Raw genomic sequence first — 23,500 nt, 5'->3', positions numbered from 1 at the left:
GATCGCTGGCGTCCCGCGCACGTCTCTCCTGCAGAGAGTGACATCAGCAACCGTCGTCTCGGTTGCTGATGTCACTCCCGCGAGGTGAGGGTATTGAGGGTGGATGCCGGAGATCCGGTTGGCGAATCCGTCGGGTGTGCTGTTCTTGTGCGCTCATCACAATGGACCTGCCTGAGAGCAGTCACCTGTCTGACTGGGATTCTTCGGTTTCGTCCTCAAGTAGCGTCGCCACACGGATGAGCACGTCGATCTGTGCCGAATGATAGATGCCGTTGAGCGCGATGCCGATGTCGCGGGGCGACCCCGGGCCGGACTGTTGCTTCTTCTGGCGGTTGCGTGCCGCGGCGCGAGCGGCGGGGAGCATTCGCTTGGCAAGTTCTCCACGGTAGTCCTCACCGGCATCTTCGGCGAGAGCCTCGAACTCGTCGTCCGCCGCTGAATCGCAGGATGTGGTCAGCCACTGCCGCAGTCCTGCCCGCTGTTGCTCAGGCAGCAGCGTGTCGAGAACGGTCAGTGTTGCTTCGTCGCGCTTCGTTATTCGCGCACCGATCCCACTGAGGTCAATGCCTGGCGGCAGACCACCACGGATCTCCCCGGTCACTACGCTGCGAAGACTCTGCAGAATCGTCCGGAGTTCCGCGATGCGGGCGGAGATCTCGTCTTCCAGCGAATGGACGACGTCGTCGACATCGACCGCGCGAGAGTCGAGGGCCCGAACCTGCTCCAAAGTCAACCCAATGCCAGTCAGGCGTCGTACACGCAGGAGCCGTATCAGGTGGGTGACATCGTAAGATTTGTACCCATTCGACAGCCGGCGTGGATTCTCGAGGATTCCGACCTCGTGGTAATAGCGAACCGTCCGGACACTGACACCAGCGAGCCGGGCCACTTCAGCAGTGCTCCATCCGGATGCGGTCACGACTGCAGCGAATCTCGCGGAGACGTCTTGTTGAGGAGCTCGGCCTGCTCAATGCGCGGCAGCACGATCATCGCGGTTGCCGTTCGTGCGATCGCTACCAGAATGAGCGTGACGCCGATCGATGTGACGAAATCGGCGTGCAGCGTCAGTGCGACCGGACGCAGCGCTAGACGAACCGCGACGAACACAGCCCAGAGTGCTGCGCCCAGCCAGCCAGTGCGGATCAGTATACTGCGGCCGCGTCGGTCCTGCGTGGGGGTCACCGACGTCGAGGTGAGTTTGCCCATTCCGATTCCGATGAACACGCACACGACCACCTCGAACGTCAGGAGGGCGGCGTCGATGAGGTGGAATCCTGCGACGGTCGCTGGAAGTGTCGACAACCCCACTGCAGTCAGGATGAGCGGTGCCTTCCATATCGCACGAGTGTCTGCGTACTGCCCTTTGACCTGACGCCAAGCGATCAAACCGACGAGGGCTGAGATCAGGCATGCTTCGACGGTGAAGATGATCATGTTCATCGTAACGGGTCTCCTCAGGTTCTGCGGTAGTCGGAAACCTCAGTCAAGACTATGCCGTCACGTCATAGTCAAGAATTCGCAGGCAACAGCGGCAGGAAACTGTGTCAATTCCTCTCCGCAACTCGGTCTAACTGCTCGGTGCCTGGCGTTCAACCGCTTCTCCTGGAGAAGGTTCGCTTGTGATCATTGCTACGCGAGAGAACACCTGTGCGTGAGGGCTCGGATCCACTGCGCACGCTGATTGCAGAGCACTTGGTGTGGCAAAGGCGAAGAGCGCGGCCCTACTCCTCGCCGTCCACCCGCACGCGGCGGGCGTCCTTGGCCAGGCGCACCTCGTGGCTCGAGCGGGTCGGGTTGAGCAGCTTGAGCAGAGACAGCGCGAGCACCGCGCCGACGAGCGCGCAGCCGGCGGGGAGGAGCATCGCGGTCTTCGCATTCGCCGCGTCGATGATGTTGCCGGCGATCGCCGAGCCGAAGGCGACGCCGAAGCCCAACGAAGTCCCCAGCCAGGCGAAGGCCTCCGTGAGCCGCCTGGGCGGTGCCAGCTGCTCGATGACCGAGTTCGCCCCGATGAGGCTCGGCGCAATAGTGAACCCGACGAGGAAGAGGATGATCCCGTAGGAGAGCATGCTCTGCGCCAGCAGCATTGAGCAGGCGCCGATCGCCAGCAGCGAGACGCTGAATCCGAACCGGTGATGCGTCGCCGAAGTCCAGTTCCGCGAACCGTAGAGCGCCCCGGATATCAGAGACCCCATGGCGAAAGCGCTGAGCAGGATGCCGGCCAGCGGCTTCAGTCCCAACTCGTCGGAGAAGGCCACGGCGATGACGTCGATGGCACCGAAGTTCACGCCGAGGAACACATTGACGAGGATGATCGTGAAGATGCCGGGGTTGGAGAACACGTGTCCGCGCGCCTCGGTGGTGCGCTCGACCGGCGGAGGTTCGGTCGATTTCTGGATGTAGAGCAGCGTCGATCCGACCGCGGTGGAGAGCATCGAGAGGATGATGCCGGCCGGCGGCCACACGGCCGTGGCCATGACCGTGGCGAGCACGGGCCCGGAGACGAAGAGGAGTTCATCGGCCACGGATTCCCAGGAGAACGCGGTCTGCAGCTGCTTGGGCGAGCCCACCACGTGTGACCAGCGTGAACGCACCAGCGAGCCGACGGAGCCGACGGTGGCTCCGGCGATGCCGGCGAAGATGAAGACGAACCCGGTCCACCAGTCGAGGTAGACGGAGAGGATGAGCAGGAGCAGCGCGGCCAGGTGGATGATGACGATTGGCATCATGACCCGTGCCTGGCCGTAGCGGTCGACGAAGCGTGCGATCCCGGGGCCCGCAATCGCTTGGACGATCATGAAGACGGCGGCGACGATGCCGGCCAGACCATAGGAGCCGCTGACGCCTTGAATGAAGAGTACGATTCCCAGGCCCAACACTGCGATGGGCATACGTGCAACAAGACCAGCCAAGGAGAACTTGAGAGCACCGGGAAGCGAAAGGATTTCCCGATAGTTCTTGAACACCAGAAGATTCTACCCACGGGGCCGTTCATCCACCAGACGAATCGTCGGCGATCAGCGGTGAATCGGGTCACCTCGTCCGAAACTCTATGATGCCCGGTAGAATAGCCGAGATTGCTCACTGAACTGACGGCGCGAAGCGCCGAATCGACTGAAACCTCGGAGCGCCGATGACGGACAACACTACTTTCGATGATCTCTTCGATCGCCAGAACGACGAACCGCAGCGACCCCGACGCAAGAAGAAACGCGTCTGGCGCAAGGTCCTCGTGGCGATCCTGATCATCGTCATCCTTGCCGTGCTCGGCATCGGCCTCTACGTGTGGAACGTGGGCCGCTCGTTCGACAACAACGCAAACAAGCTCACCGATGAGCAGATCTTCGGCACTCCGAAGGCTGAGCGCAATGACGAGGGCGGAACGAACATTCTGCTGCTCGGCTCCGATGAGCCGATGGATCAGGTCGACGTCAACGACTCCCGTGGACTGCGCTCGGACACGATCATGGTCATGCACCTGCCCGAGTCCGGCTCGAACGTGCAGGTTATGTCGATCCCGCGTGACAGCTGGGTCGACATCGAAGGCCACGGCAAGGCCAAAATCAATGCCGCCCTGTCCTACGGCGGACTGCCGCTGGCCGTGTCCACGGTCTCGGACTTCATCGGCACCGACCTCGACCACGTGGCGATCATCGATTTCGAAGGCTTCAAGGCTTTGACCGACAGCCTCGGCGGGGTACGCGTGGACTCGGAGCAGGAATTCGAGAAGAATGGGCACACATTCAGTAAAGGCGAGAACATCCTCAACGGCGATGAGGCACTGACCTTCGTGCGCGAACGCAAGCAGTTCAAGGACGGCGACTTCCAGCGTGCTCGAAATCAGCAGGCCTTCATCAAGGGCCTGACCAGTGAGATCATCTCCGCGGACACGCTGTCGAATCCGAAGAAGATCCAGGACATGGTCAAGAACTTCGCGCCCTACATGTATGTCGACTCCGGCCTCGACGCGCAGTACATCTCCGCCACCGCTTTCGGAATGCGCGACGTTCGCCCCGGCGACATCGAGTTCTTCACCGCCCCAACGGCAGGCGTCGGCACCTCGAGCGACGGCCAGTCGATCGTCAACGTCGATGCGGACGAGCTGGAGAAGGTCCGCGACGCGTACAAGAACGACACCCTCGCCGACTACGTGCAGAACGCCCCGGAGGCGCACCTGTAAACGTACTTTGCGCGCAGACTGCAGCCCCACACCAGTTCAGACTGGTGCGGGGCTGCAGTGTTTGGGGTGAGGCGCCCGCCGCGGATCAGCCTTCGAACTGGACCTTGTGCACGCCGTGGGCCGTACCCCACTCGTTGTCCGGATTCGAGACGGCCTTGTTGGAGACGCCGACGGCCATCTTCTCTCCGGTGACGGTGTTCTCATAGTCCACGTAGGCCGTGCCCGCAGCACCGTCACCGCCGACGCGCTTCCAGTGAGTGGCGTCGTCGTCGCCGTGCTCGGCCAGAGCATCGGCGACGTCTTCGGATGCGAATGCTTCGACGCGCGAGGTGTTCCCGGCGCCCCAGGCTTTGACGAGCTCGTCGGCATACTCTGTGGTGTCGGTCGGATAGTAGACCGACTGCGTGCCGACCGATGCGGCCGATTCCGCCTGCGCTGCGTCGGCGGCGATGGCCGGTCCGCTGGCGAGTCCGATTCCGGTGAGGCCGGCGGCCCCGGCGATGGCTAGGGCTGCTGCACGATTGCGAATGGTGATCTTCATGGCGTCGATCCTTCCCTTTGTGTGCTGTCACCGAGGAAGCGGTGACACGTGCTTCGACGCCGACCAGTATTGTCCTCGCGGTTGAAGACGGGACAACGACGGCTGGGAGGAGGCTTGAAGCGTGTAACAGCTGAGTGACGAGTATTCGGCAGTCCCGCGGCGGATATGCATACAGACTGTGACAACGCCGACGACAGAACAACAGGCCTTGCTCGTCTACCACCTCGAACGCTGCCGCACACGTCTCAGCTCAGCGTTGGTGCTCTGGCGTGGACGGAACTCGGATGCAACGTTTTCGTCAGTGCAGTGATACCCCATCGTGATCGGGTTCATTCAGCCGAGGGCAGCCGCGCTCCGACTGTGGCGACCGGTGCTCCTGAGCAACTCGAGTCCGAAACCAGGCGGGTCCGCCAGTGCTACTTTTTCTTCGTTTGGCGTCTGCGAGGTTCTGGAATAGTCAATGTCGGAATCGCGCGTTTCAGGAACTGGTCAAAGTGCGGCACTGTGAACGCCGCAAAGCCATGATCCGGCGTATATAGCAGGCCCATATTGATGAGTTCGGCACGTGTAGGGGCAATGTTCTGAGAGGTCCGACCCATTACCTCGGCAACGTCGGCCGCTTTCTGCGGTTCCGGGCCAAGCTCAGCCATGGCACGAAGATACGCCTTCTGCAACTCCGTTGATCTATTGAGGCGCACTCTGAAGAACGATTCATCGAGCTTGGCCTGATAGGCGGGAAGAGCTAACTCCACGTCATCGGCTGTGATCAAGGGCCCTTCGGCAACTGTCCATACCGCGTACCCCAGTTCCTGAAGGAAGTAGGGGTATCCACCCGTGACGGCGATCGCTCGGTTTAAGGCATCGCTCGTAAAATAAGCGTCTTCGTCCTTTGCGGGCTCTTGTAGGGCGGATTTGGCATCCTTGGCATCAAAGTTGTCTATTGAGGGAAATTTGAACAGACGTTCGGCGTAAGATTTGGCGTCTCCTGCCAGTTCCGCAATCTGCGGTAGACCCGCGCCGACGAGGGTGACTGGAAGTTTTCGCTGCACCATCTTGTGCAAGGCGGCGATTATAGCTTCCAGCTGGACTCGGTTGAGAAACTGAATCTCGTCGAAAAGGAGGACCACTCCACGGTCCTTTTCATTGGCAGCTTCGCCAATTGCGATAAACAGATCGGTGAGATCCAGCGATAGATCGCCATGATCGGCGACCCCTTCGGCGATATCGACATCCAACCCAGCGGACCAGGCGCCCGACTCCTCCAGCTTCACAGTAAACGAACGAAGCACCGACCCTGCGCGTTTGAACCTATCGGTCCATTTTGCTTTGGGGGACAACTCGAACAATGCACCTCTGAGTTTTGTGGCGATCAGCTGTCTGAAATCGCTGTCATCGCTCTTGTTCACTTCCATTTCGACAACAACCCAGTTGTGACGATCTGCCTTCGCTCTGAATTGGCCCAGGAGCACGGTCTTGCCGACGCCTCGCAACCCTGTGATGATCATCGACTGTTCTGTCTTGCCGCGTTCAATTCGAGCGAGCAGATGATCGAATAATTCCAGCTGGTCGTCGCGACCCACAACCGCTTGTGGTTCGGCACCTGCGTTCGGAGTATAGGGGTTGGTCAACGCCTTCATGGAGGTAGTTTAGCATTATTAGGCGGTTTTATTGGATTCAGATAAACCTACCTAAAGTTCAAAAAATCGCTCACGATCAATGTGCTGAGGCGGTGGTGGCCGCCAGCACGAGCGCCGCGAGGCCTCTACTCCAGCACCCCGTCGACCAGGGTCCGCGCATCGTGCTGCACGGCGCGCAGGTGGTCCTCGTCGCGCAGGGACTCGGCGTAGATCTTGTACACGTCTTCCGTGCCCGAGGGGCGCACGGCGAACCAGGCGTTGTCCGTCGTGACCTTGAGTCCGCCGATGGGAGCGTTGTTCCCAGGCGCCGAGGTGAGCACCGAGTTCACGGCTTCACCGGCGATGGTCTTCGCGCTCACCTGGGAGGCGTCAAGGGCTCCCAAGCGAGCCTTCTGCTCCCGGGTGGCCGGAGCGTCCTGGCGAGCGTAGGCGCTGGTGCCGAAGTTCGCGGCCAGCCCGGCATAGCGCTGGGAGGGAGTCTGTTCGGTCTTCGCGGTCATCTCCGCGGCCAGGAGCGAGAGGATGATGCCGTCCTTGTCCGTCGACCACACCTTGCCGCCTCGGCGCAGGAAGGAGGCTCCGGCGGATTCCTCACCCCCGAAGGCCAAGGTGGAGTCGAGGAGACCGTGGACGAACCATTTGAAGCCGACGGGAACCTCCGTGAGGCTGCGCCCGTGGGCGTCGACGATGCGATCGACGATCGACGAGGTGACCAGGGTCTTGCCGATGCCGGCTCCGGTCGGCCAGTCGGGGCGGTTGTCGAGAAGGTAGTCGATCGCCGTGGCCAGGTAGTGGTTGGGGTTCATCAGCCCGGCGTCGGGGGTGACGATGCCGTGCCGGTCCGCGTCGGCGTCATTGCCGGTGGCGATGTCGAAGTCGCCGCGGGAGGCGATGAGCCCGGCCATGGCGTAGGGGGAGGAACAGTCCATGCGGATGTTCTCATCCCAGTCCAGAGTCATGAACGACCACGTGGGGTCGATGTCGGGATGGACGACGGTGAGATTGAGGTCGTAGTCCTCGGCGATCGCCGCCCAATAGTCGACACTGGCCCCGCCGAGGGGGTCGGCACCGATCCTGATGCCCGAGCCCCGGATGACGTCGAGGTCGATGACCGATTCGAGGTCGGCGACATAGTTGTCGACATAGTCGAAGTTCTCGGTGTTCTCGAGATGGAAGGCCCGCTGGAACGGGGTGCGGGGGATCTTCTCCCACCCGGCGGTCAGGTAGGAGTTGGCGCGCTCGGCGATCCAGCTCGTCGTCTCCGACCCGGCCGGTCCGCCGTGAGGCGGGTTGTATTTGATGCCGCCGTCGGAAGGCGGGTTGTGGCTGGGGGTGACGACGATGCCGTCGGCCTGCGCGTCGGTGCGGGACTTGCCGGCGTTGAACCCGAGGATCGCATGCGAGATGGCCGGTGTGGGGGTGAACCCGTCGCGTTCATCGATGAGGGCGGGCACCGAGGCGGCGGCGAGTACCTCGAGGACGGTGAGGAACGCCGGTTCGCTCAACGCATGAGTATCCCGACCGAGGAAGATGGGCCCGTGGATTCCCTTGTCCTTGCGAAAGTCGACGATCGCGGCGGTGATCGCGGCGATGTGGGCCTCGTTGAAGGAACGGTTGAAGCTCGAACCACGGTGTCCCGAAGTCCCGAAACTCACGGCCTGAGAGGGCACCGAGGGATCAGGGACAAGGTCGTGATAGGAGTCGAGCAGTGCGGGGATGTCAACGAGATCCCGATCCTGGGCCAGCTGGCCGGCGCGAGTAGTCATGGTCCTACCTTGCCAAAGTCCGGCGGCTGCACACAGTCACGGGCCATGAGTTCTTGCATCGTGGACTCAGCGGCCGGACTGAGGCGACCCAGATGGCAGGCAGTGCGGGCTCCGAGACGCGAGCTCCCCGATGATCTCGCTGATCGCGCCCTTCCCTTATGCCGAGTGCCATCGTAGCGTGGGAGGACCACTGCGCCTTCAGGAGGCCGAGACGTCTACCGATCACGGATTTATCGGTGAACGTTCGTGCGACTCAACCGCTCTCGGACTCGCCTTCACCCCGACGAACTGCTCGAACTGAGAGTCGGTTTCTACCGCAACTGCTGCGCTACCGCCTACGACACTGAGGGTCGGGTTCTCCCCGTCGCGACCGAACGTCGAAAAGCCGAACACCCTGCCCTCGTCCTCGTCCTAGGGCCGAGCTATCCGGCTTAATGGGAGTTCTTGAAGGTGCATAGATAACGAGCCTCCCTTGGGCGCCGGGAACGCCAGCGGAACTGTCGTCAGAATCGGCGCGAATGTGCGTACGCCGTGGTCTAAGTCAACGATCTCAGAGGTGCCATTCGTCGAAGCGCTGCGTTCCAGCGATATCGATGTGCCTAAACCGCTCGGCCGTGATGAGTGCGGTCGGCAGATTCAAGAGTTCGTGCCTGGAGCTCTAGCATTGACCATCTTCCGCCGCCGGCCCCGTGCTCGTAGATTGGAGATGCTTGTGCGAGGTCTCACGGCGGGGAATGTTCCTGTCTGTGTGCGGTCTCACTGCGGTTGAGGTTCCCGAGGATGCGGCATGGTCGAGAATTGTCAGTGGACGTCTGCTGAGTGCCGAGCATGTTCGCGCATCTCGACGTAACTCTGGGCCGGTGATTCGTGGTCGTCGGGATGATGGTCCATCGCGTGATTGAGGTCGCGCAGAAATCTTGTGATAACGCCTCGCTCCTCGGGAGTCATCGAATCAGCGACGTTCAGCATACGGGCATGCATGTCCACCAAGGTGTGGCGTACATCCTCGCTGGCTAGCGCCGTCGGTTTCACCGCTATCGAGCGGCGGTCATCCGGGTGCGGGGCGCGCTCTGCATAGCCGTCTTTGATCAGGCGATCGACGAGGGCACTGGCCGACGCGGGCTGGATGGAGAGACTTTGCGCCAACTCACGCTGACGAATTACACGCCCTTGGGCCTGGGCCGAGAGGAGGAGACGCAATGCTAAGAGGTCCTTCTCACCCATGCCCATGTCCTGCCTGACCTTGGAGCGCATCCGAGCGTTGGACTCGCGATAGCGCCGCAGCTCATTGAGCAGCTCGATCGAGTCAGCAGACTCGGCTCCCCGTTCGGAATACCAGTAGCCACTGCTTGCCGAAGATCCGTGTGAGGACATTTTGCCGGCTCCTTTCGAACCATTCGTGATACTGTTAGTCTAGCTAACTGTTAGATTATCGATTGTACCAAGATTTCAAGAGGCGGGTATCATTATGGCGGCAGGTTCGACGGTCGAGGCTACCGAGGCTGAGCCATACGCCGACCCGCTTAAGCGCCTCATGTGGGATCTCTCGACGACTGGTGCCTGCACGTACGCGGAGCATGCGGCATCTCAGATCGATGGCATAGTTCGCGCGACGTTCTCCTTCTTCGGGGTTGCCGCTGAGTCAGTTCTGGACGTGCATGTGACCTTGACCGAGGGGTCGGACTACGTCGCTCTCATTGGACGTGTCACCGATGACATCATTCCGCGTCTCGAGGTCAGCGCGGGAGTAGTGGCCTCAGAGAAACGCATTGAATTCTCGGTGGCCCCCGAAGAATTGACGTCGATCAGCAGCGCACCCCGCTCCACTCAATCCCTCGAGGGCCTCCCGAGCGATGGGGCGGTGGCCGCAGCCTGACGAATGCGAACAAAGAAGGCGAGTCGATAGTTGACTCGCCTTCTTTCGCGTCCACACCTAACGGGGTGTGTTTGATCGAGATCGCCACCCGGCTCGAATGCCACCGCCGCCGGCGGCTGTGTTGAGTTTGCCGAACCCTGACACATCGCGGCCGAGGAAGTCCTCGCCCGCTAGTAGGTGGCGCAACTCGTCGAATGTCTGAGTTGCGCCACCCAACCCAGCCCATGCAACGCACTTATAGTTGCCCGGACTGCACCGCCTTCCGCTGGCTCAGCGCTGCCGGGGGGTGCGGTTTTCCGCGCTTACGAACCATGCCTGCTGCTCGAGTTTATCGATGACCTCGTGCAAGATGTCGGCGGTAGTTGGGTCCGCTTCGTCGACCTCGTCGTGGACGTCTCGCATGGTTCCGACGGTTGCCTCGATTGCTTTGGTCGCCAGGTTGACTGCGTCGCTGGTGAGGATCTCTCCCTGCGGGAACTCTGGAAGCGAGTTCTGCTCTGCGATCACCGAGGGTCGACCGTCCGGGGTCGCATGGAGGGCGCGCATCCGCTCGGCCACATCATCGGATGTTTCGCGAGCAATGCTCACGATTTCGTCGAGATTGAGGTGGAGGTCGCGGAAGTTGGGTCCGACGATATTCCAGTGAGCCTGCTTGCCAACCAGCTGAAGTGCCAGCAGGTCGACGAGCACTGACTGCATGTTCTTCGCCAGAGCGTCAGAGGCGAGGAACCCTTTCTCGGCGTTCTCGGTCTTGGTGAGTTCTGATCCTGCGGGATCGGGACCAGTGACTGTGTGCGACATGAGCTCTCCTGAATATTAGATGATCTAACCATTAGATAGACTACCTGTTTTCCTCCAGTGGGCAAACATAAGCTCGGATTCAACACCCGGCAGGAAAACATCCCTGTGCCTTGTCGACCCGAGTTGCCCGGAGTGTCGATGAGCTGCCCTTGGAGCCATTGACCTGTTTGGAGCCTGGCGGGAGTCGGATTGCTTATCTGAAGCCGCCAACGACGTTTTCGTCGCCTGTGTCTAGTGGTCGCCAGGCAAGTGCCCGAGCGGGTCCCGCGATGATGGGGGCACTGTGGCGTCAGGGTCCTTCAGTGATCGGCTGATCGCCTCACGGATGCCGCAAGGTTGATAGTTGCTCTCCCGTGTGATCAGGTCACTTGTCCATCGCGCGTCGGCAGCGACCATGTTCTGCTGGAGGCTTTCGATGAGTGCTTCAGCCGTGGCCGTGTGGACACTGGTGATCCGGGCGGCAAGCTTCGCCACGACTGGTTCGGGTAGGAATGGGAGGTGTAGCTGATCGCGGTGAATGCTCGCGGCTTCAGCGAAGAGTTCGAGAAGGTCGGGGTAGCTGAGACGCTGACCGCAGCCGACGTCGTAATGGCCGGTGGGGATTCTCGCGGTTAGGGCTCCCTCGATTGCCAGGGTCACGTCTTCAACTGAGATCGGTTCGACTTGGTGGTTCATCCAGTACGGAACAATTGTGATGGGAAGCCGTCGGGTAAGTTCGGCCATCAGATCGAAGCTTGCTGACCCTGCGCCGATGAGCATCGCGGCACGCAGAGTGATCACCGTGGGTGTTGCTTGTGCGAGTATTTCTTCGACCTCGAGGCGGGAGATCAGATGCTCGGAGAGAGCCTCTCGTTTTACTTGAGGGACGATGCCAGAGAGGTAGACAAGGCGTTCGACGTTGCTGGTCGGCAAGGCTGAAACGAGGTTCCGGGCCGCCTTCCTATCGGTTGCCCGGAAGTTCATGCCGTCCATGCCATGGACAAGGTAGATGACGGCCTCGATGTCTGGACGGAGAGCTTTCGTGATTGAGGTTTCGTCGAGAACGTCAATCTCGGCACGTTCGACTGAATCGGACCAGTAGAAGCGATCAAGCTTTGCTGGTCGTCTCGCTCCGGCGATGACCTGGTGTCCGGCTTTGAGGAGGGTGGGGATGAGTCGGGAGGCGACGTAGCCAGTTGATCCGATGACGAGTACTCGCATGTGACCTCACTTCAGTTAGTCAGGCATTGCTCGACGGGGTTCTCGAAGTGTACTCCTGGCTGCGCGAAGCGCTCTCTAAAGATCAACGTTTTCGTTGCTTGGCTGTGTCACACTCGGAGTCATGGTCCCAGGCACTGTCAATGAGCTCTCTGAGCATGATCGTCTGATCCTCGACATAGAGAAGACATCGCCCTCGCATATCGAGCGCGAGTCTCTATGCGAGCGTATCGGTCTGCCAATCGGGCGGTATTCCGGTGTACTCGAGGGCCTTGCGGATACGGATGCGGCTTATGGTTACGCTCCCTTTGTCGTGGAGCGAGTTCGGCGTCTTCGTTCTGAACGCTTCGCCTTCGAGCGGCGGCAGAGACGGTGGCAGCGTTTGCTTCACTGATTGTTGGGCTCGTTGACGGGGCTATTTGATCCTGGCTTTTTCTGTGACCGGAGGACCCAGGCTCTGCGGTAGAAAATGTTCCTTGAAATTCCGAGATCCCGGGCGACTTGCGCTCTCCCGGTCAGCGGGTTGATGCCACCGTCGGCGCGGGTGGCACCCATGACCGCGAGGTCGTGGGCGGTCCCCGACAGCGAGCACTGCAGTGTATAGATCTCGACGCGGATCGCCTCCCACTTCTCTGCCTGGCTCTCTCCGGGCACGAGGGCGGTAATGGCGATCGCCCCGGCGTTGACCATCGAGTTCATCGGTTTGCCGTCATCGAGTTCGATGGCCATGACCGAGTTCAACGGCAGCCCGGCATTATTTCCCTGCGCTGCCAACGGGCCTGCTTCCACCACTCCCGATCCCTGGGCATGAACCTCTTCGCTTCAGCCCCGACCGCCGGGCTGTTTCTCCCCAGATCCTCATGTCCTTCAACGTTGCGACCCTGCCGATCCCCCTGGGCGGAATGGTCGAGGACTTCGGTGTCCCGCCCACGGTCGCCTCGTCGACCAGCGGCGTCTTCGCACTCAGCTTCACCCTCCGCTCCGATAAGGGTGATCGTGCCGTGTACATCGATCTCCTCGCCTCGGCGGTAGCCACAGACGTGATGGGAGTCCTGCCCGAGTACTGTCGTGACGAGGAGATCCCCGACCCGAAGAGGCGGCCGGCAGGCCGAGCATCACGACACTATTTCACCCAGGGTTCTTCGCGGGTCTCCGAGACGATGGGTTTGCCGTTGTCCAGGTGCCATGAGCCCATGCCGCCGGCGACGTTGAAGGCGTCGAAGCCATTGGTGTTCAGCCAGGCCACGGCCCGGTTCGAGCGACCGCCGGTGCGGCAGATGACGTACAGATCGTCGTCAAGTGGGAGGTCATCGAGTCGCGTCGGCAAGTCGCCGAGGGGGACGTGGATGGCGCCGTCGATGTGGCCTGCCTCCCACTCATCGTCTTCTCGGACATCGACTATGGCGGCACCGTCGGGGATTTCGTTGACTGAGACTGCATCTTCGTCCATGACACCAGTGTAGGCGCGAGCGGAGGCGAGCACACCACCCCCGGGGCGCGATCGCCGAGGTGATGTGAGCGCTGAATGTTGCCTGGCAATATTCGCCGTGTTTACGATGTAAGCGATTGGCTCAGCGGGCTGATGCAAGAATGACCACAACGAGCACGATAGCCCTGGGAGGGATTGCTGATGAGCAACGACAGAGACACAACCGACGAGTCGCGAGGCGAATCTGCCGCACGCGACGCCGCCGCGACGCTGGATAAGGCGACGGAGAAGATCGGCGGCACCTCTGATGTCGACTCGGGTGTGCAGGTCGGCTACACCGAAGAGAATGTCGAGGCTCGGGCGTCTGCTGCGGCACAGAGCCAAGGTGCGACGCTCTACCGCAACTCCGATGGCTCCCATACGGCCATCGACGAATCAGCTGCCGTGGTCGGTGGCGCAGATCCGGATCTCGCCACAGCGAGAACCGCACAGTCTCAGGGAAGGAACGCAATGGCAGCGAACGAGGACTTGAATCAGCATGATGTCATCAGAATCCTCAGCGACAGCGGCTACGTCATGCTGACGACAGCGTTGGATGACGGTAAGCTGCTGGCTCACCCCATGGTGCCGCAGCAGGTCACCGATGACGCCGACATCTGGTTCTTCATCGGGCTGCAGGGAGATCAGGCCTCGGCCCTTAAGCACAATCAGAACGTGAATGTGACCGTCTCAGAGGCGGGCAATTGGCTGTCCGTGGCTGGTCGGGTCGAATTCGTCGACGATCAGGCTAAGATCGATGAACTCTGGAGCGATTCGGTGGCCGCCTGGTTCGACGGTGGTCGCCATGACCCCGACGTCGGCCTCATCAAGGTCACCGGTGACTCGGCGCAGCACTGGGGCCTGAAGGGTGGCAAGGTCGCGGGGTTGGCTCAGATCGTCAAGGCCAAGGTCACTGGACAGCGCACCGGCGGTGGGAGCTCGACGACCGAACTCTGAGGAATGACGCTCTGAAAAGAGACACCTCGATCTCCGGGGCGGTTCGGTGAGGTCACCCGGGCCGTCCCGGTTCGTCGTCTCCGGTATTTTCGGCAGCATGACGGGTCGAGCATACTATTATGGCAGTATCGGTCCCGAAAACGGGCTCTACGGTGCCGTGCAGAGTAGCCCGGCACTCTTGCTTCCGAAAGGAAAAGCCATGTCATTTCAGGCCTACCTCGACAGCATCGAAGACAAGACCGGACTCACCCCGCGTGAGTTCATCGACATCGCCAAAGACCGCGGCTACAACGACGACTCGGTCAAGGCCGGCGTCATCCTTGACTGGCTCAAGGCCGACTACGGGCTGGGCCGCGGCCACGGCATGGCGCTTGTCCACGTCATCAAGAAGGGTCCGCAGATCGACGCCAAGCACGTTGGGGCCGGCGGAACCCACAGTGACGAGTCGGACATTCTGTGGCTCGATGGCAAGGCGAGTAAACCCGCCTGACTGCCCGGATGCCGGCCCAGCTGCCCTGATCCCCGCCTGACTGCCCGGAACCTCACCCGAGCCGATGTGACCCGGCACTCACCCCACCCCGACTAGCATGGGGACCATGGCTAAGCAGATCGTCATCATCGGTGGGGGACTGGCCGGGACCACCGCGGCCAGGGAGCTGAGCGAACACGGGCAGACGGTGACCGTCATCGACCCGAACGCGGGCGGGACCTGCGAGCTACCGCCGCTGTCCAAACACCTCTTCGACGACTCCCGCTTTCACCTGCCCTACCACCTGGAGCACCGCGAGCTCATCACGTTCATGCGTGACACGGCCACGGAGATCACTCTCGCCGAGGCGGGGGCTGGGGTGACCGTGGGCACCGTCCACCTCAACTCGGGCGGCACCCTCGACTTCACCCACGCCATCCTCGCCACCGGGATGGAGGCCAACCGACCCGAGATCCCCGCCTACCCGGACGCGCTGCCGGTCTACAACCTCGGCGAGGCCGAATGGGTCCGCGCCCAGGTCGCCAATGCCACTCGCACCCTCGACGTCGGGGTGCTGGGCTCGGGATACCTCGGGATGGAGGTCGCCGCCTCGGCAGTGGCAGCCGGACACCGCGCCACGGTCTACCTGCGCGGCGACGAACCCCTCCGCAAGCAGCTCTCGGCACCCGTGCGGCAGGCACTGTTCGAGAAGCACCGAGCCGCGGGTGTGGACTTCGTCACCCACACGGCCAGCCCCGACGACATCCCGGCGGGAGTTCACGATCTGTTCATCACCAGCGTCGGCGCTCGCCCGATCACCCTCCCTATCGACGGCGACAGGCCCGCCGAGGCATGGGACGTCGATGAGAAATTGGCGACAGACCACCGAGGCATCTGGGCCGCCGGTGACTGCGCGCGCATCACCTCCGGTCCCGCCGCCCTCGACCATCCCTGGGCCTGCGAACCCGTGGCTGAATCCCACGGCAAACACCTCGCCGAGGTGATCCTGGCCGAGCCCGACGACACCGCCGACCCAGCGACGCTGACCTGGAACGATGTTCCCTGGCATTGGAGTTTCCAAGGCCCGGAGAAGGTGTTCACAGCGGGCCTGACCAGCCCCGATACCAGCGACACGATCATCAGGACCGACCCCAGTGGGGCGAAGTTCCAGGTCTTCCACTTCGCCGGCACAACCCCGGAGTCCACGCTCATCGGGGTTGAGACCCTGAACTGGCCGCCCATGCAGGCCGCCGCCAGACGGGTACTCGGCGGTAACTCGATTCCCACCCGGTCCCAGCTCGAGGACCCGGAATTCGACTTCAAGGCTCACAGTCGACTGTGAGAAACCGATAGTCTCATCACGTAGACTTCTTGATTGTTCCAACCCCAGTCGCCGACGAGAGATTCTTCTGTTCATGGACATGGCCAGGCTTGCTGCCGAGCACGGACTCGACAGAGTGGGCGGGCGGCCGTCTCTGCCCCAATACGTCAAGCAGCTGATCACTCGCAGCGATTTCACCTTCACGCTCGCGCGATATCGGATGCAGAGCGAGAACGAACGCAACCGCCTCGGCATGCTCTGGGTGCTGTTGCGCCCGGCGTTCTCCGCCCTCATCTACGGCACGGTCTTCGGCGTCATCATGCAGGGTGCCACGGCTCGTCCGCCGGACTTCGCGCCGTTCGTCATCATCGGCGTCTTCGTCCTCGAGTTCTTCAACTCCTCGATGAACGGGGGAGCGAAGTCGATCATCTCGAACGCCTCTCTCGTCCAATCCCTGCCGTTCCCGCGCATCGTCCTGCCCATCGCCACGGTGTTCCAGAACCTGCTCAACTTCATCCCCACGTTCATCTTCATGGCGATCCTGGTCATGCTGTTTGGGGCTCGGCCCAGTTGGGACTGGTTCCTCTTCATCCCCCTGGTCATCCTGTTCTGGATCTTCAACCAGGGCGTGGCCTTCATCTTCGCCCGCGTCACCGTCCACTTCCGTGACCTGTCCCAGGTGACTCCGTTCATCTCCCGGATGATCTTCTACACCTCGGGCGTCTTCTTCGACCTCAAGGTCATGGTCGAGAAGATCAACCCGGCACTGCAGCCCTTCGCCGACTGGCAGCCGCTCAACAACGTGCTCGCCATCGCCCGCGGCATCCTCATGAAGGACGGCGTCATCCCCTACGACTACTTCTGGCACCTGGCGATCTGGGCCTTCGCCATCTTCATCTTCGGCTTCGTGTTCTTCTGGCAGGCCGAGGAAAGGTACGGTCGCGATGAGTGAGAACCTTCCGCCGGACACCGGCAGCCTCCCCGAGATGACCCAGCACAACGAACCCGTCGTCATCTGCGACGGCGTCCACGTCCGCTACAAGACGCTGGCCACGGGCAAGAAGCTCAAGCTCGGCGGCGGGGGCGGAATGCTCAAACGCCAGCGCGGCATCCAGGAGGTCCACGCACTCAAGGGCGTCAGCTTCGTCGCCCATCGCAACGAGTCGATCGGCATCATCGGCACCAACGGCTCCGGCAAGTCCACACTCATGCGCTCGATCACCGGGCTGACCCCGACCTCCGAGGGGTCGATCTTCGCGAGTTCGCGACCGAACCTCCTCGGCGTCGGTGCGGCCCTGATCCCGGATCTCTCCGGTGCCCGCAACATCATCCTCGGTTCCCTGGCTCTGGGCCTCACCCGCGCCGAGGTGGAGGAGAAGTTCGACGACATCGTCGAGTTCACGGGACTCCAGGACTTCATCGACCTGCCGATGCGTACGTATTCCTCGGGCATGTCTCAGCGTCTGAAGTTCGCGATCGCGACCTCGGTTCAGCATGAGATCCTCATCGTCGATGAGGCGCTCAACGTCGGCGATAAGAAGTTCCGTGACCGCTCCGAAGGTCGGATCCGGTCGATCCGGGAGAACGCCGGTACGGTCTTCCTCGTCTCGCACTCGATGCGGTCGATCAAGGACACATGCAACCGCACGATCTGGATCGAGAAGGGCGTCTTGCGCGCGGACGGCCCCACCGAGGACATCGTCAAGGAGTACGAGGACTTCAACAAGGCAGACCGGAAGTAACTCGTCCTCTCCACCGACTGAGACGAACGATTGCATCCGGCAACGACCGCAGTAGACTCATCCCCTGACATCAAGGCGACCGGTCGGGCCGCCTCAAGCCGGGTGACGAGCGATGGGGCCCGCATCCCAGAAACAATGAAGAGGTATGCGGATGAGTGCGCCGACACTAGAGACGAGCGCGGATAAGGCGAGGGCCCGCAAGGCCGTCGTCGCGGCAGGATTGGGCAATGCCCTCGAGTGGTACGACATCATCCTCTTCGGGTTCATGGCCACGTCGATCACGGCCACCTTCTACCCTGGCGAGGGACTGTCCGCGCAGCTGATGACCTGGGCGACCTTCGCGATCACCTTCGTCGTTCGGCCTCTGGGTGCCGTCATCATCGGCCGCTACTCGGACAGGCACGGCCGCAAGGCAGCCCTGTCGCTGACGATCGGACTGATGACGCTCGGCGTCTTCATCATCGTCGTTCTGCCCGGCGAGTCCGTGCTCGGAATCTGGGCGGCGATCGGTCTGGCCATCGCCCGCATCATCCAGGGCATCTCCGCCGGCGGCGAGTTCGGCTCGGCCACCGCCTTCCTCACCGAGAACGCCAAACGCGGCAAGGCCTTCTACGCCTCCTTCCAGACTGCGACTCAGGGCATCTCGATGTTCCTCGCCGCCGGTATCTCCTGGATCTTCAGCTCCATCCTCACTGAGGACGCCCTGCACTCCTGGGGCTGGCGAGTCGCCTTCGCCCTCGGCCTGCTCATCGGCCCCGTCGGCTGGTATATCCGCGCGAAGATGGACGACACCCCGGAGTTCGAAGCCGCCGAGAAGACCGACAATCCGCTGCGCACCCTGCTCGGCCAGCATTTCGGCCGCCTGGCCTCGGCGTTCCTCATCATCGCGATGGCTACGATCTCGGTCTACCTCATCACCTTCTTGCCGCAGTTCGCCGTCGGCAACCTCGGCCTTGAACCGTGGGCTGCGTTCCCCGGCGCCGTCGTGGCCGGCGTCATCACCCTCATCGGCGCTCCCTTCGCCGGCAGCCTTGCCGACAAGGTGGGTGCCACGACCGTGATGATCCCGACGACCATTGCCGGCATCGTCGTCGCCTGGCCGATGTTCATCCTGCTGACCGCCAATCCCTCGATCGGTGTCCTCACCCTGTGCGAGGCGATCGTCGGTCTGTTCATGGTCTTCTACTTCGGCCCCATGCCCTCGCTGCTCTCCGAACTCTTCCCCGTCCAGATCCGCAGCTCCGGCATGACCATCGCCTACAGCCTCGGCGTCGCGATCTTCGGCGGTTTCGCCCCGCTCATCCTCACCGCACTGGTCAGCGCCACCGGCGAACTGACCGTGCCCGGCTTCTACTACGCTGCACTGTCCCTGCTCTCCCTCATCGGCGTCATCGCCGCCCGGAAGGTGTACAAGCAGCGCTGATCTTCGCAGAGGCGGGCCGACCAGCTGCTGGATACATGGTTCACAGTGACAAAGGGAAAGCTCTTTTGAGCAGCGCGGTTCACTTTGCTTTTCGAATATGCCGCAAAAGCAAAGCAGAACGTGTTCTGCCAGCCTGCTGCCTATTTAAGAGCCTCGCTTGTTGGAGCAAGGCCGAGGTACTCAACTCCCATTTTCCTGAGGAGTCTCCGGCTGGAGAATAGTTGCGTTTCCACGCGGAAGATAGTGGGCGTTACGGCCGGCAGCATCTCCGCGAACAAGTCGTCCTTCCTGGACGAATCGATCAAGTGCGCCCCTCGCTCCGGCCGGAGTCATTCCAGTCAACTTGGAATAGTCACCCGACGTGATCCGGTCTTGAACCTCAAACCATTGGCTGACTATTTCGGAAGCCTCTTCGGCGCCTGGTGCCATGAACCAGAGCACCCGCTGGCGTTGCAGCATCTTTCGATCTGCGGCCTGCCCTCCAACGATATGGCGAGCTTCCTTCGATAGTGTCCACACATTCTTAAGGGGGGAGATCAGCGGCTGTCCATCGATGACGCATCTGTGCGCTATTTCGAGGGCCTCGGCAGCTTCGTCGACGGTTCGCTGCAGTATCTTCGACATTCGTTGCACCGTTGTGAACGGGCTTCTCAGGAGAGTGTGAACTATAAGCGCAATTTGCACGTCTCGTTGCCGGGCTGCCGGTTGAATCTTTGAAGTCAGCCGAATAATGGGAAGAAGAGGTTGACCTCCTGCGAGGCGTACTCGCACTCGCGGCCCAGGCTCCTCCACGAGCAATGGTGGACGATGTCCAATACTGACCATTTCGCGATACATCCTGTCGACTCCGACGCCCTGCTTATCGACCAGTCCGAGCGCTCGAGAAACATCAGCTAATGCGGGATACCGGCTATAGCGCTGTGTGAGGACATTGTCTGCTGAGATTCCTCCGACGAACCCACCCGGGGAGACAACGGTCAGCGACGCGTCGGCCTCAACCCAAGTCGCGGTCGTCGGCTCTTGTAGATTCCAATCGCGATGCACCACTCCATTGAGTACGGCTTCTCGGGCCGAGCGCGATGGCAGTTGACGAATCGCGCGTTCTGAGAATTCCCCTGGCAGGGTGATTCTGTCGTTGGCCGCGTCCAGAAGTGCTTCTACCCGCTCTATTTGTTCGAGGAGGCTCAGTCCTTCGTATTCAGAATCATAGGCAAGAATGTCGCCGCCTTCGACATCTAGCCTGGTCCATGTCAGCCATGCTCTTGGTGCAGGACAGAACAGCAAGGCTCCAGCCTCTGTGAGATAACCGTCGACGCTCAGCACCCCGATGCGACGCAGCATGTCAGTAGGCGCAGCTGCAGCAAGGTCAGCTTGAGTGTCATTCGAGGTGTCGCGTCTGGCCAAGTAATCCCGGGCCACTGCAATTGCTTCGGGCCTGACACTATCTATGGTGAACGAAGTCGGTCTGGCCATGGAGTCCCAGCCGCTTCGGTCTTGACGTCGAGCCCACCATTCCCCTCGGTCGACGGGCGCCGAGGCGGCTCCCACCCTCCAGCGGATTCGTCCGCTTGTATCGTCGACGGGTTCGCGAGCTTCAGCTGCGTAGATCACAAGCAGCCTGATCCCTTGCTCGATGTGCTCCTCGATCTCTGGAGCAACCTCAACTCGTCGGTAGATCTGCTGGCGAAGCCACTCAATGTTCAAGTCTGTGCCGAGCAGGTCCCCTGAGCGATCTTCTACTCCGACGATGAGCGCTCCGCCTCCAGGAGTATTGGCCATAGCCGAGACCTCATCTGCGAGCTGATCGGCGGCCTTAGTGTTCTCTGAAACTCCAGGTAGCAGACTTCCGGCGACTCCTCTGCGTCCAGCTTCTTCTTTGAAATCCACTCGCTGACGTTCTGCGCTGTCAGGAAGTGCGCCGGTCCGCAACGATTCCAGGCAGACCTCCACCGCCTCGCGAGAACGTGCACGGTCTGCCATCAACTCGGTCCCCGGTTCAAAGGGAAACCCACTTTGCGGTTCGCTCATGACTTTCACTTTACACCTGCATCTAAATGCAAAGTAGTCGTGAGTGTCTGGGGGCGCTATCTATTTCCAGAGAGGATGATCGACGAGCCGCAAGGTCGTCCTTTCTTGACGCAAGATATCCACAGCTGGAGTGACGAGTTTCGACACTAGGCGATCGCTAGTCCTTAGCCGTACCGCCCGCACCCTTCGCAAACCGCGCGAAGTACGTCAGCACCTCGAACGAATCGACGGCATCCGGGTTCGCCACCTTCTCCAGCGGGTGCCCCTGGATCAGCCGCTTGACCGGCACTTCGAGCTTCTTTCCCGTGCGGGTGTGCGGGATCGCAGGGACGGCGATGATGTCGTCGGGCACGTGGCGCGGGGAGGCCTTCATCCGCAGGTCGTCGGTGATCCGCTCACGCAGCGAATCATCGAGCACAGCATCGTCAGCCAGCACCACGAACAGCGGCATCCAATACCCGCCGTCCGGCTGCTCGGCGCCGATGACGAGGGATTCGGTCACCTCGGTGATGTCATCGACGATGTCGTAGATGTCCGCGCTGCCCAGGCGCACGCCGTGCCGGTTGAGGGTGGCGTCCGAGCGTCCGGAGATGATGACGCTGCCGTGGTCGGTGATCGTGATCCAATCACCGTGGCGCCACACTCCGGGGAACATCGAGAAGTACGTGTCCCGGTAGCGCTGCCCGTCGGGGTCGTTCCAGAACTTCACCGGCATCGACGGCATCGGGGCGGTGATGACCATCTCCCCGACCTCGCCAATGAGTGGATGACCAGAGTCGTCCCAGGATTCGAGGGCCACGCCGAGGTTCGGCGCCGAGAGCTCACCCGCCCACACCTCGAGGTTCGGCGCGGAGCCGGCGAATCCGCTGACCACGTCCGTGCCGCCGCTCGTTGAGGCCAGCTGCACGCGTTCGCCGATGGCATCGCGGACCCAGGGGAAGCAGTTCGCGGGTACGGGTGCGCCGGTGGCGCCGATGAGCCTGAGGTTCGTCAGGTCGTATTCCCGACCGGGTTCCAGTCCTGCCTTCATTCCCGCCAGGAGGATCCCGGGACTGAGTCCGAGCACGTTCGCCTGCGTGTCCGCCGCGATCTCCCACAGTCGTCCCGCACCGGGGTAGAGGGGGCAGCCGTCGAAGCAGACGGTTGTGCCTCCTGCCACCAGTGCGGAGACGACGAAGTTCCACATCATCCAGTTCGTGTTCGTGTACCAGAAGAAACGGTCGCCGGACCTGATGTCCATGTGCAGACCGAACATGCGCAGGTGGTCGACGACGACCCCGCCGTGGCTGTGCACGATTCCCTTGGGGATGCCCGTCGTGCCCGAGGAGTAGAGCACCCACAGCGGGGTGTCGAAATCGACGCGCACGAACTCGGGCGGGGTATTACCGGAGGTGACGTCGTCCCAGGTGGTGAAGTTCGCAATCGTGTGGTGCTCATCGAAGGCACCCACGCCGAGGCTGCCGACCCCGACGACGGCCCGCAGACTCGGTATTCGTGCGGCCAGGCCCGCGACCTGGTCGCGGCGGTCGTGGGCGGTGCCGTTCCAGAGGTAGCCGTCGGCGGCGAAGAGGACTCTCGGCTCGAGCTGGCCGAGTTTCGCGGCGGCTCCCTCGGCCGCGTAGTCCTGGGCACAAGCCGACCAGATGGCACCGATCGAGGCAGTGGCGAGGAAGGCGATGAGGGTGTGGTGGGTGTTGGGCAGGTAGCCGACGACGCGGTCGCCCTGGCCGACGCCGAGGTCGCGCAGCCAGGCGGCGACGGATCCGACCTGGCGGCGGAGTTCGTGCCAGGTGGTCTCCGATCTGCGGCCGTCTTCGGTGATGGTGATGATCGCCGGCTGATCGGCGAGGTCGTCGTCGAGGGCGGCCCGCAGAGCGTGTTCGGCGTAGTTGAGGTGGGAGCCGGGGAACCACGAGGCACCGGGCATGGTCCGGTCGGCGAGGACTTCGGTGTACGGTTCGTCGGCGATGACGTCGAAGAAGTCCCAGATCGCACCCCAGAATCCGTCGAGGTCCTCGACCGACCAGCGCCACAGATCGTCTTAGCTGACCATGTCCTGCCCCGTGCGCTTGTTCGCGAACTCGGTGAAGTCGA

General features: G+C 61.9%; 22 protein-coding genes. 9 read left to right on the top strand and 13 right to left on the bottom strand.

Features of this window, described 5'->3' with window-relative positions:
- Window positions 1-181 precede the first annotated feature (181 nt).
- The 3 genes from ACH82I_RS08560 to ACH82I_RS08550 form a co-directional block, all read right to left on the bottom strand.
- Complete coding sequence (locus ACH82I_RS08560) at window positions 182-919, bottom strand: MerR family transcriptional regulator (protein WP_413336654.1); 738 nt, start codon at window positions 917-919, stop codon at window positions 182-184.
- Window positions 916-1,440, bottom strand: a complete 525-nt coding sequence (locus ACH82I_RS08555) for a hypothetical protein (RefSeq protein ID WP_413336653.1) — start codon at window positions 1,438-1,440, stop codon at window positions 916-918. Before ACH82I_RS08555 ends, ACH82I_RS08560 begins: the two co-directional genes overlap by 4 nt.
- Before the next feature lie 281 nt (window positions 1,441-1,721).
- On the bottom strand, window positions 1,722-2,966 hold the full coding sequence (locus tag ACH82I_RS08550) for an MFS transporter (RefSeq protein ID WP_413336652.1): 1,245 nt from the start codon (window positions 2,964-2,966) through the stop codon (window positions 1,722-1,724).
- Between the two features lie 167 nt (window positions 2,967-3,133).
- On the opposite strand from ACH82I_RS08550, the gene ACH82I_RS08545 reads away from it, so the two are divergent.
- Window positions 3,134-4,180 carry an LCP family protein gene (locus tag ACH82I_RS08545; protein WP_413336651.1) on the top strand — a complete coding sequence of 349 codons (1,047 nt, stop codon included), beginning with the start codon at window positions 3,134-3,136 and terminating at the stop codon, window positions 4,178-4,180.
- A gap of 85 nt (window positions 4,181-4,265) precedes the next feature.
- Here ACH82I_RS08545 and ACH82I_RS08540 read toward each other — a convergent pair whose 3' ends face one another.
- The 4 genes from ACH82I_RS08540 to ACH82I_RS08525 all read right to left on the bottom strand — a co-directional run bounded on the left by ACH82I_RS08540 (window position 4,266) and on the right by ACH82I_RS08525 (window position 9,498).
- On the bottom strand, window positions 4,266-4,721 hold the full coding sequence (locus tag ACH82I_RS08540) for a hypothetical protein (RefSeq protein WP_413336650.1): 456 nt from the start codon (window positions 4,719-4,721) through the stop codon (window positions 4,266-4,268).
- Between the two features lie 416 nt (window positions 4,722-5,137).
- The gene (locus ACH82I_RS08535) at window positions 5,138-6,358 is read right to left on the bottom strand and encodes an ATP-binding protein (protein ID WP_413336649.1); all 1,221 of its coding nucleotides are present in this window, start codon (window positions 6,356-6,358) and stop codon (window positions 5,138-5,140) included.
- Window positions 6,359-6,483: 125 nt separating this feature from the next.
- The gene (gene pgm, locus ACH82I_RS08530) at window positions 6,484-8,124 is read right to left on the bottom strand and encodes a phosphoglucomutase (alpha-D-glucose-1,6-bisphosphate-dependent) (RefSeq protein WP_413336648.1); all 1,641 of its coding nucleotides are present in this window, start codon (window positions 8,122-8,124) and stop codon (window positions 6,484-6,486) included.
- Window positions 8,125-8,925: 801 nt separating this feature from the next.
- On the bottom strand, window positions 8,926-9,498 hold the full coding sequence (locus ACH82I_RS08525) for a MarR family winged helix-turn-helix transcriptional regulator (protein WP_413336647.1): 573 nt from the start codon (window positions 9,496-9,498) through the stop codon (window positions 8,926-8,928).
- Window positions 9,499-9,592: 94 nt separating this feature from the next.
- Between ACH82I_RS08525 and ACH82I_RS08520 the strand changes: the two genes are divergently transcribed.
- Window positions 9,593-10,000 carry a hypothetical protein gene (locus ACH82I_RS08520; RefSeq protein ID WP_413336646.1) on the top strand — a complete coding sequence of 136 codons (408 nt, stop codon included), beginning with the start codon at window positions 9,593-9,595 and terminating at the stop codon, window positions 9,998-10,000.
- Window positions 10,001-10,270: 270 nt separating this feature from the next.
- Here the strand turns inward: ACH82I_RS08520 and ACH82I_RS08515 are convergent, their stop codons facing one another.
- Both ACH82I_RS08515 and ACH82I_RS08510 read right to left on the bottom strand, forming a co-directional pair.
- On the bottom strand, window positions 10,271-10,801 hold the full coding sequence (locus ACH82I_RS08515; RefSeq protein WP_413336645.1) for a Dps family protein: 531 nt from the start codon (window positions 10,799-10,801) through the stop codon (window positions 10,271-10,273).
- Between the two features lie 231 nt (window positions 10,802-11,032).
- On the bottom strand, window positions 11,033-12,001 hold the full coding sequence (locus tag ACH82I_RS08510; protein WP_413336644.1) for an NAD(P)H-binding protein: 969 nt from the start codon (window positions 11,999-12,001) through the stop codon (window positions 11,033-11,035).
- A 121-nt stretch (window positions 12,002-12,122) separates the two neighbouring features.
- Here ACH82I_RS08510 and ACH82I_RS08505 point away from each other — a divergent pair, with 121 nt between their 5' ends.
- Window positions 12,123-12,392, top strand: coding sequence for a DUF3263 domain-containing protein (locus ACH82I_RS08505; RefSeq protein WP_413336643.1), 270 nt, complete (start codon window positions 12,123-12,125; stop codon window positions 12,390-12,392).
- Here ACH82I_RS08505 and ACH82I_RS08500 read toward each other — a convergent pair.
- A complete protein-coding gene (locus ACH82I_RS08500; RefSeq protein WP_413336750.1) occupies window positions 12,386-12,787 on the bottom strand; it encodes a glutaminase in 402 nt (133 codons plus the stop codon). The genes ACH82I_RS08505 and ACH82I_RS08500 overlap by 7 nt on opposite strands.
- 334 nt (window positions 12,788-13,121) lie before the next feature.
- Complete coding sequence (locus ACH82I_RS08495; protein ID WP_413336642.1) at window positions 13,122-13,448, bottom strand: rhodanese-like domain-containing protein; 327 nt, start codon at window positions 13,446-13,448, stop codon at window positions 13,122-13,124.
- 180 nt (window positions 13,449-13,628) lie between these two features.
- Here ACH82I_RS08495 and ACH82I_RS08490 point away from each other — a divergent pair, with 180 nt between their 5' ends.
- From ACH82I_RS08490 to ACH82I_RS08465, 6 genes are all read left to right on the top strand, one after another.
- Window positions 13,629-14,423 carry a pyridoxamine 5'-phosphate oxidase family protein gene (locus tag ACH82I_RS08490; RefSeq protein WP_413336641.1) on the top strand — a complete coding sequence of 265 codons (795 nt, stop codon included), beginning with the start codon at window positions 13,629-13,631 and terminating at the stop codon, window positions 14,421-14,423.
- 199 nt (window positions 14,424-14,622) lie between these two features.
- On the top strand, window positions 14,623-14,913 hold the full coding sequence (locus ACH82I_RS08485) for a DUF4287 domain-containing protein (protein ID WP_413336640.1): 291 nt from the start codon (window positions 14,623-14,625) through the stop codon (window positions 14,911-14,913).
- 106 nt (window positions 14,914-15,019) lie between these two features.
- Entirely contained in the window at window positions 15,020-16,234 is a 1,215-nt protein-coding gene (locus ACH82I_RS08480) for an FAD-dependent oxidoreductase (RefSeq protein WP_413336639.1), read from the top strand.
- Window positions 16,235-16,307: 73 nt separating this feature from the next.
- Complete coding sequence (locus ACH82I_RS08475; protein ID WP_413336638.1) at window positions 16,308-17,165, top strand: ABC transporter permease; 858 nt, start codon at window positions 16,308-16,310, stop codon at window positions 17,163-17,165.
- Window positions 17,158-17,955, top strand: coding sequence for an ABC transporter ATP-binding protein (locus ACH82I_RS08470; RefSeq protein ID WP_413336637.1), 798 nt, complete (start codon window positions 17,158-17,160; stop codon window positions 17,953-17,955). The genes ACH82I_RS08475 and ACH82I_RS08470 overlap by 8 nt, the downstream gene beginning before the upstream one ends.
- A 151-nt stretch (window positions 17,956-18,106) precedes the next feature.
- Window positions 18,107-19,378 carry an MFS transporter gene (locus ACH82I_RS08465; protein ID WP_413336636.1) on the top strand — a complete coding sequence of 424 codons (1,272 nt, stop codon included), beginning with the start codon at window positions 18,107-18,109 and terminating at the stop codon, window positions 19,376-19,378.
- Between the two features lie 180 nt (window positions 19,379-19,558).
- On the opposite strand, the gene ACH82I_RS08460 is transcribed toward ACH82I_RS08465, so the two are convergent.
- Window positions 19,559-21,406, bottom strand: a complete 1,848-nt coding sequence (locus ACH82I_RS08460) for a DUF5635 domain-containing protein (RefSeq protein WP_413336635.1) — start codon at window positions 21,404-21,406, stop codon at window positions 19,559-19,561.
- A gap of 157 nt (window positions 21,407-21,563) precedes the next feature.
- Window positions 21,564-23,441: an acetoacetate--CoA ligase gene (locus ACH82I_RS08455; RefSeq protein ID WP_413336749.1), complete on the bottom strand. Its 1,878-nt coding sequence runs from the start codon at window positions 23,439-23,441 to the stop codon at window positions 21,564-21,566.
- Window positions 23,442-23,500 lie beyond the last annotated feature (59 nt).

It is taken from the genome of Brevibacterium sp. GP-SGM9, from assembly GCF_047300845.1.
Taxonomy (GTDB): domain Bacteria; phylum Actinomycetota; class Actinomycetes; order Actinomycetales; family Brevibacteriaceae; genus Brevibacterium.
The sequence above is the reverse complement of the archived record's forward strand: the minus strand, read 5'-3'. Positions and strand labels throughout refer to the sequence as shown.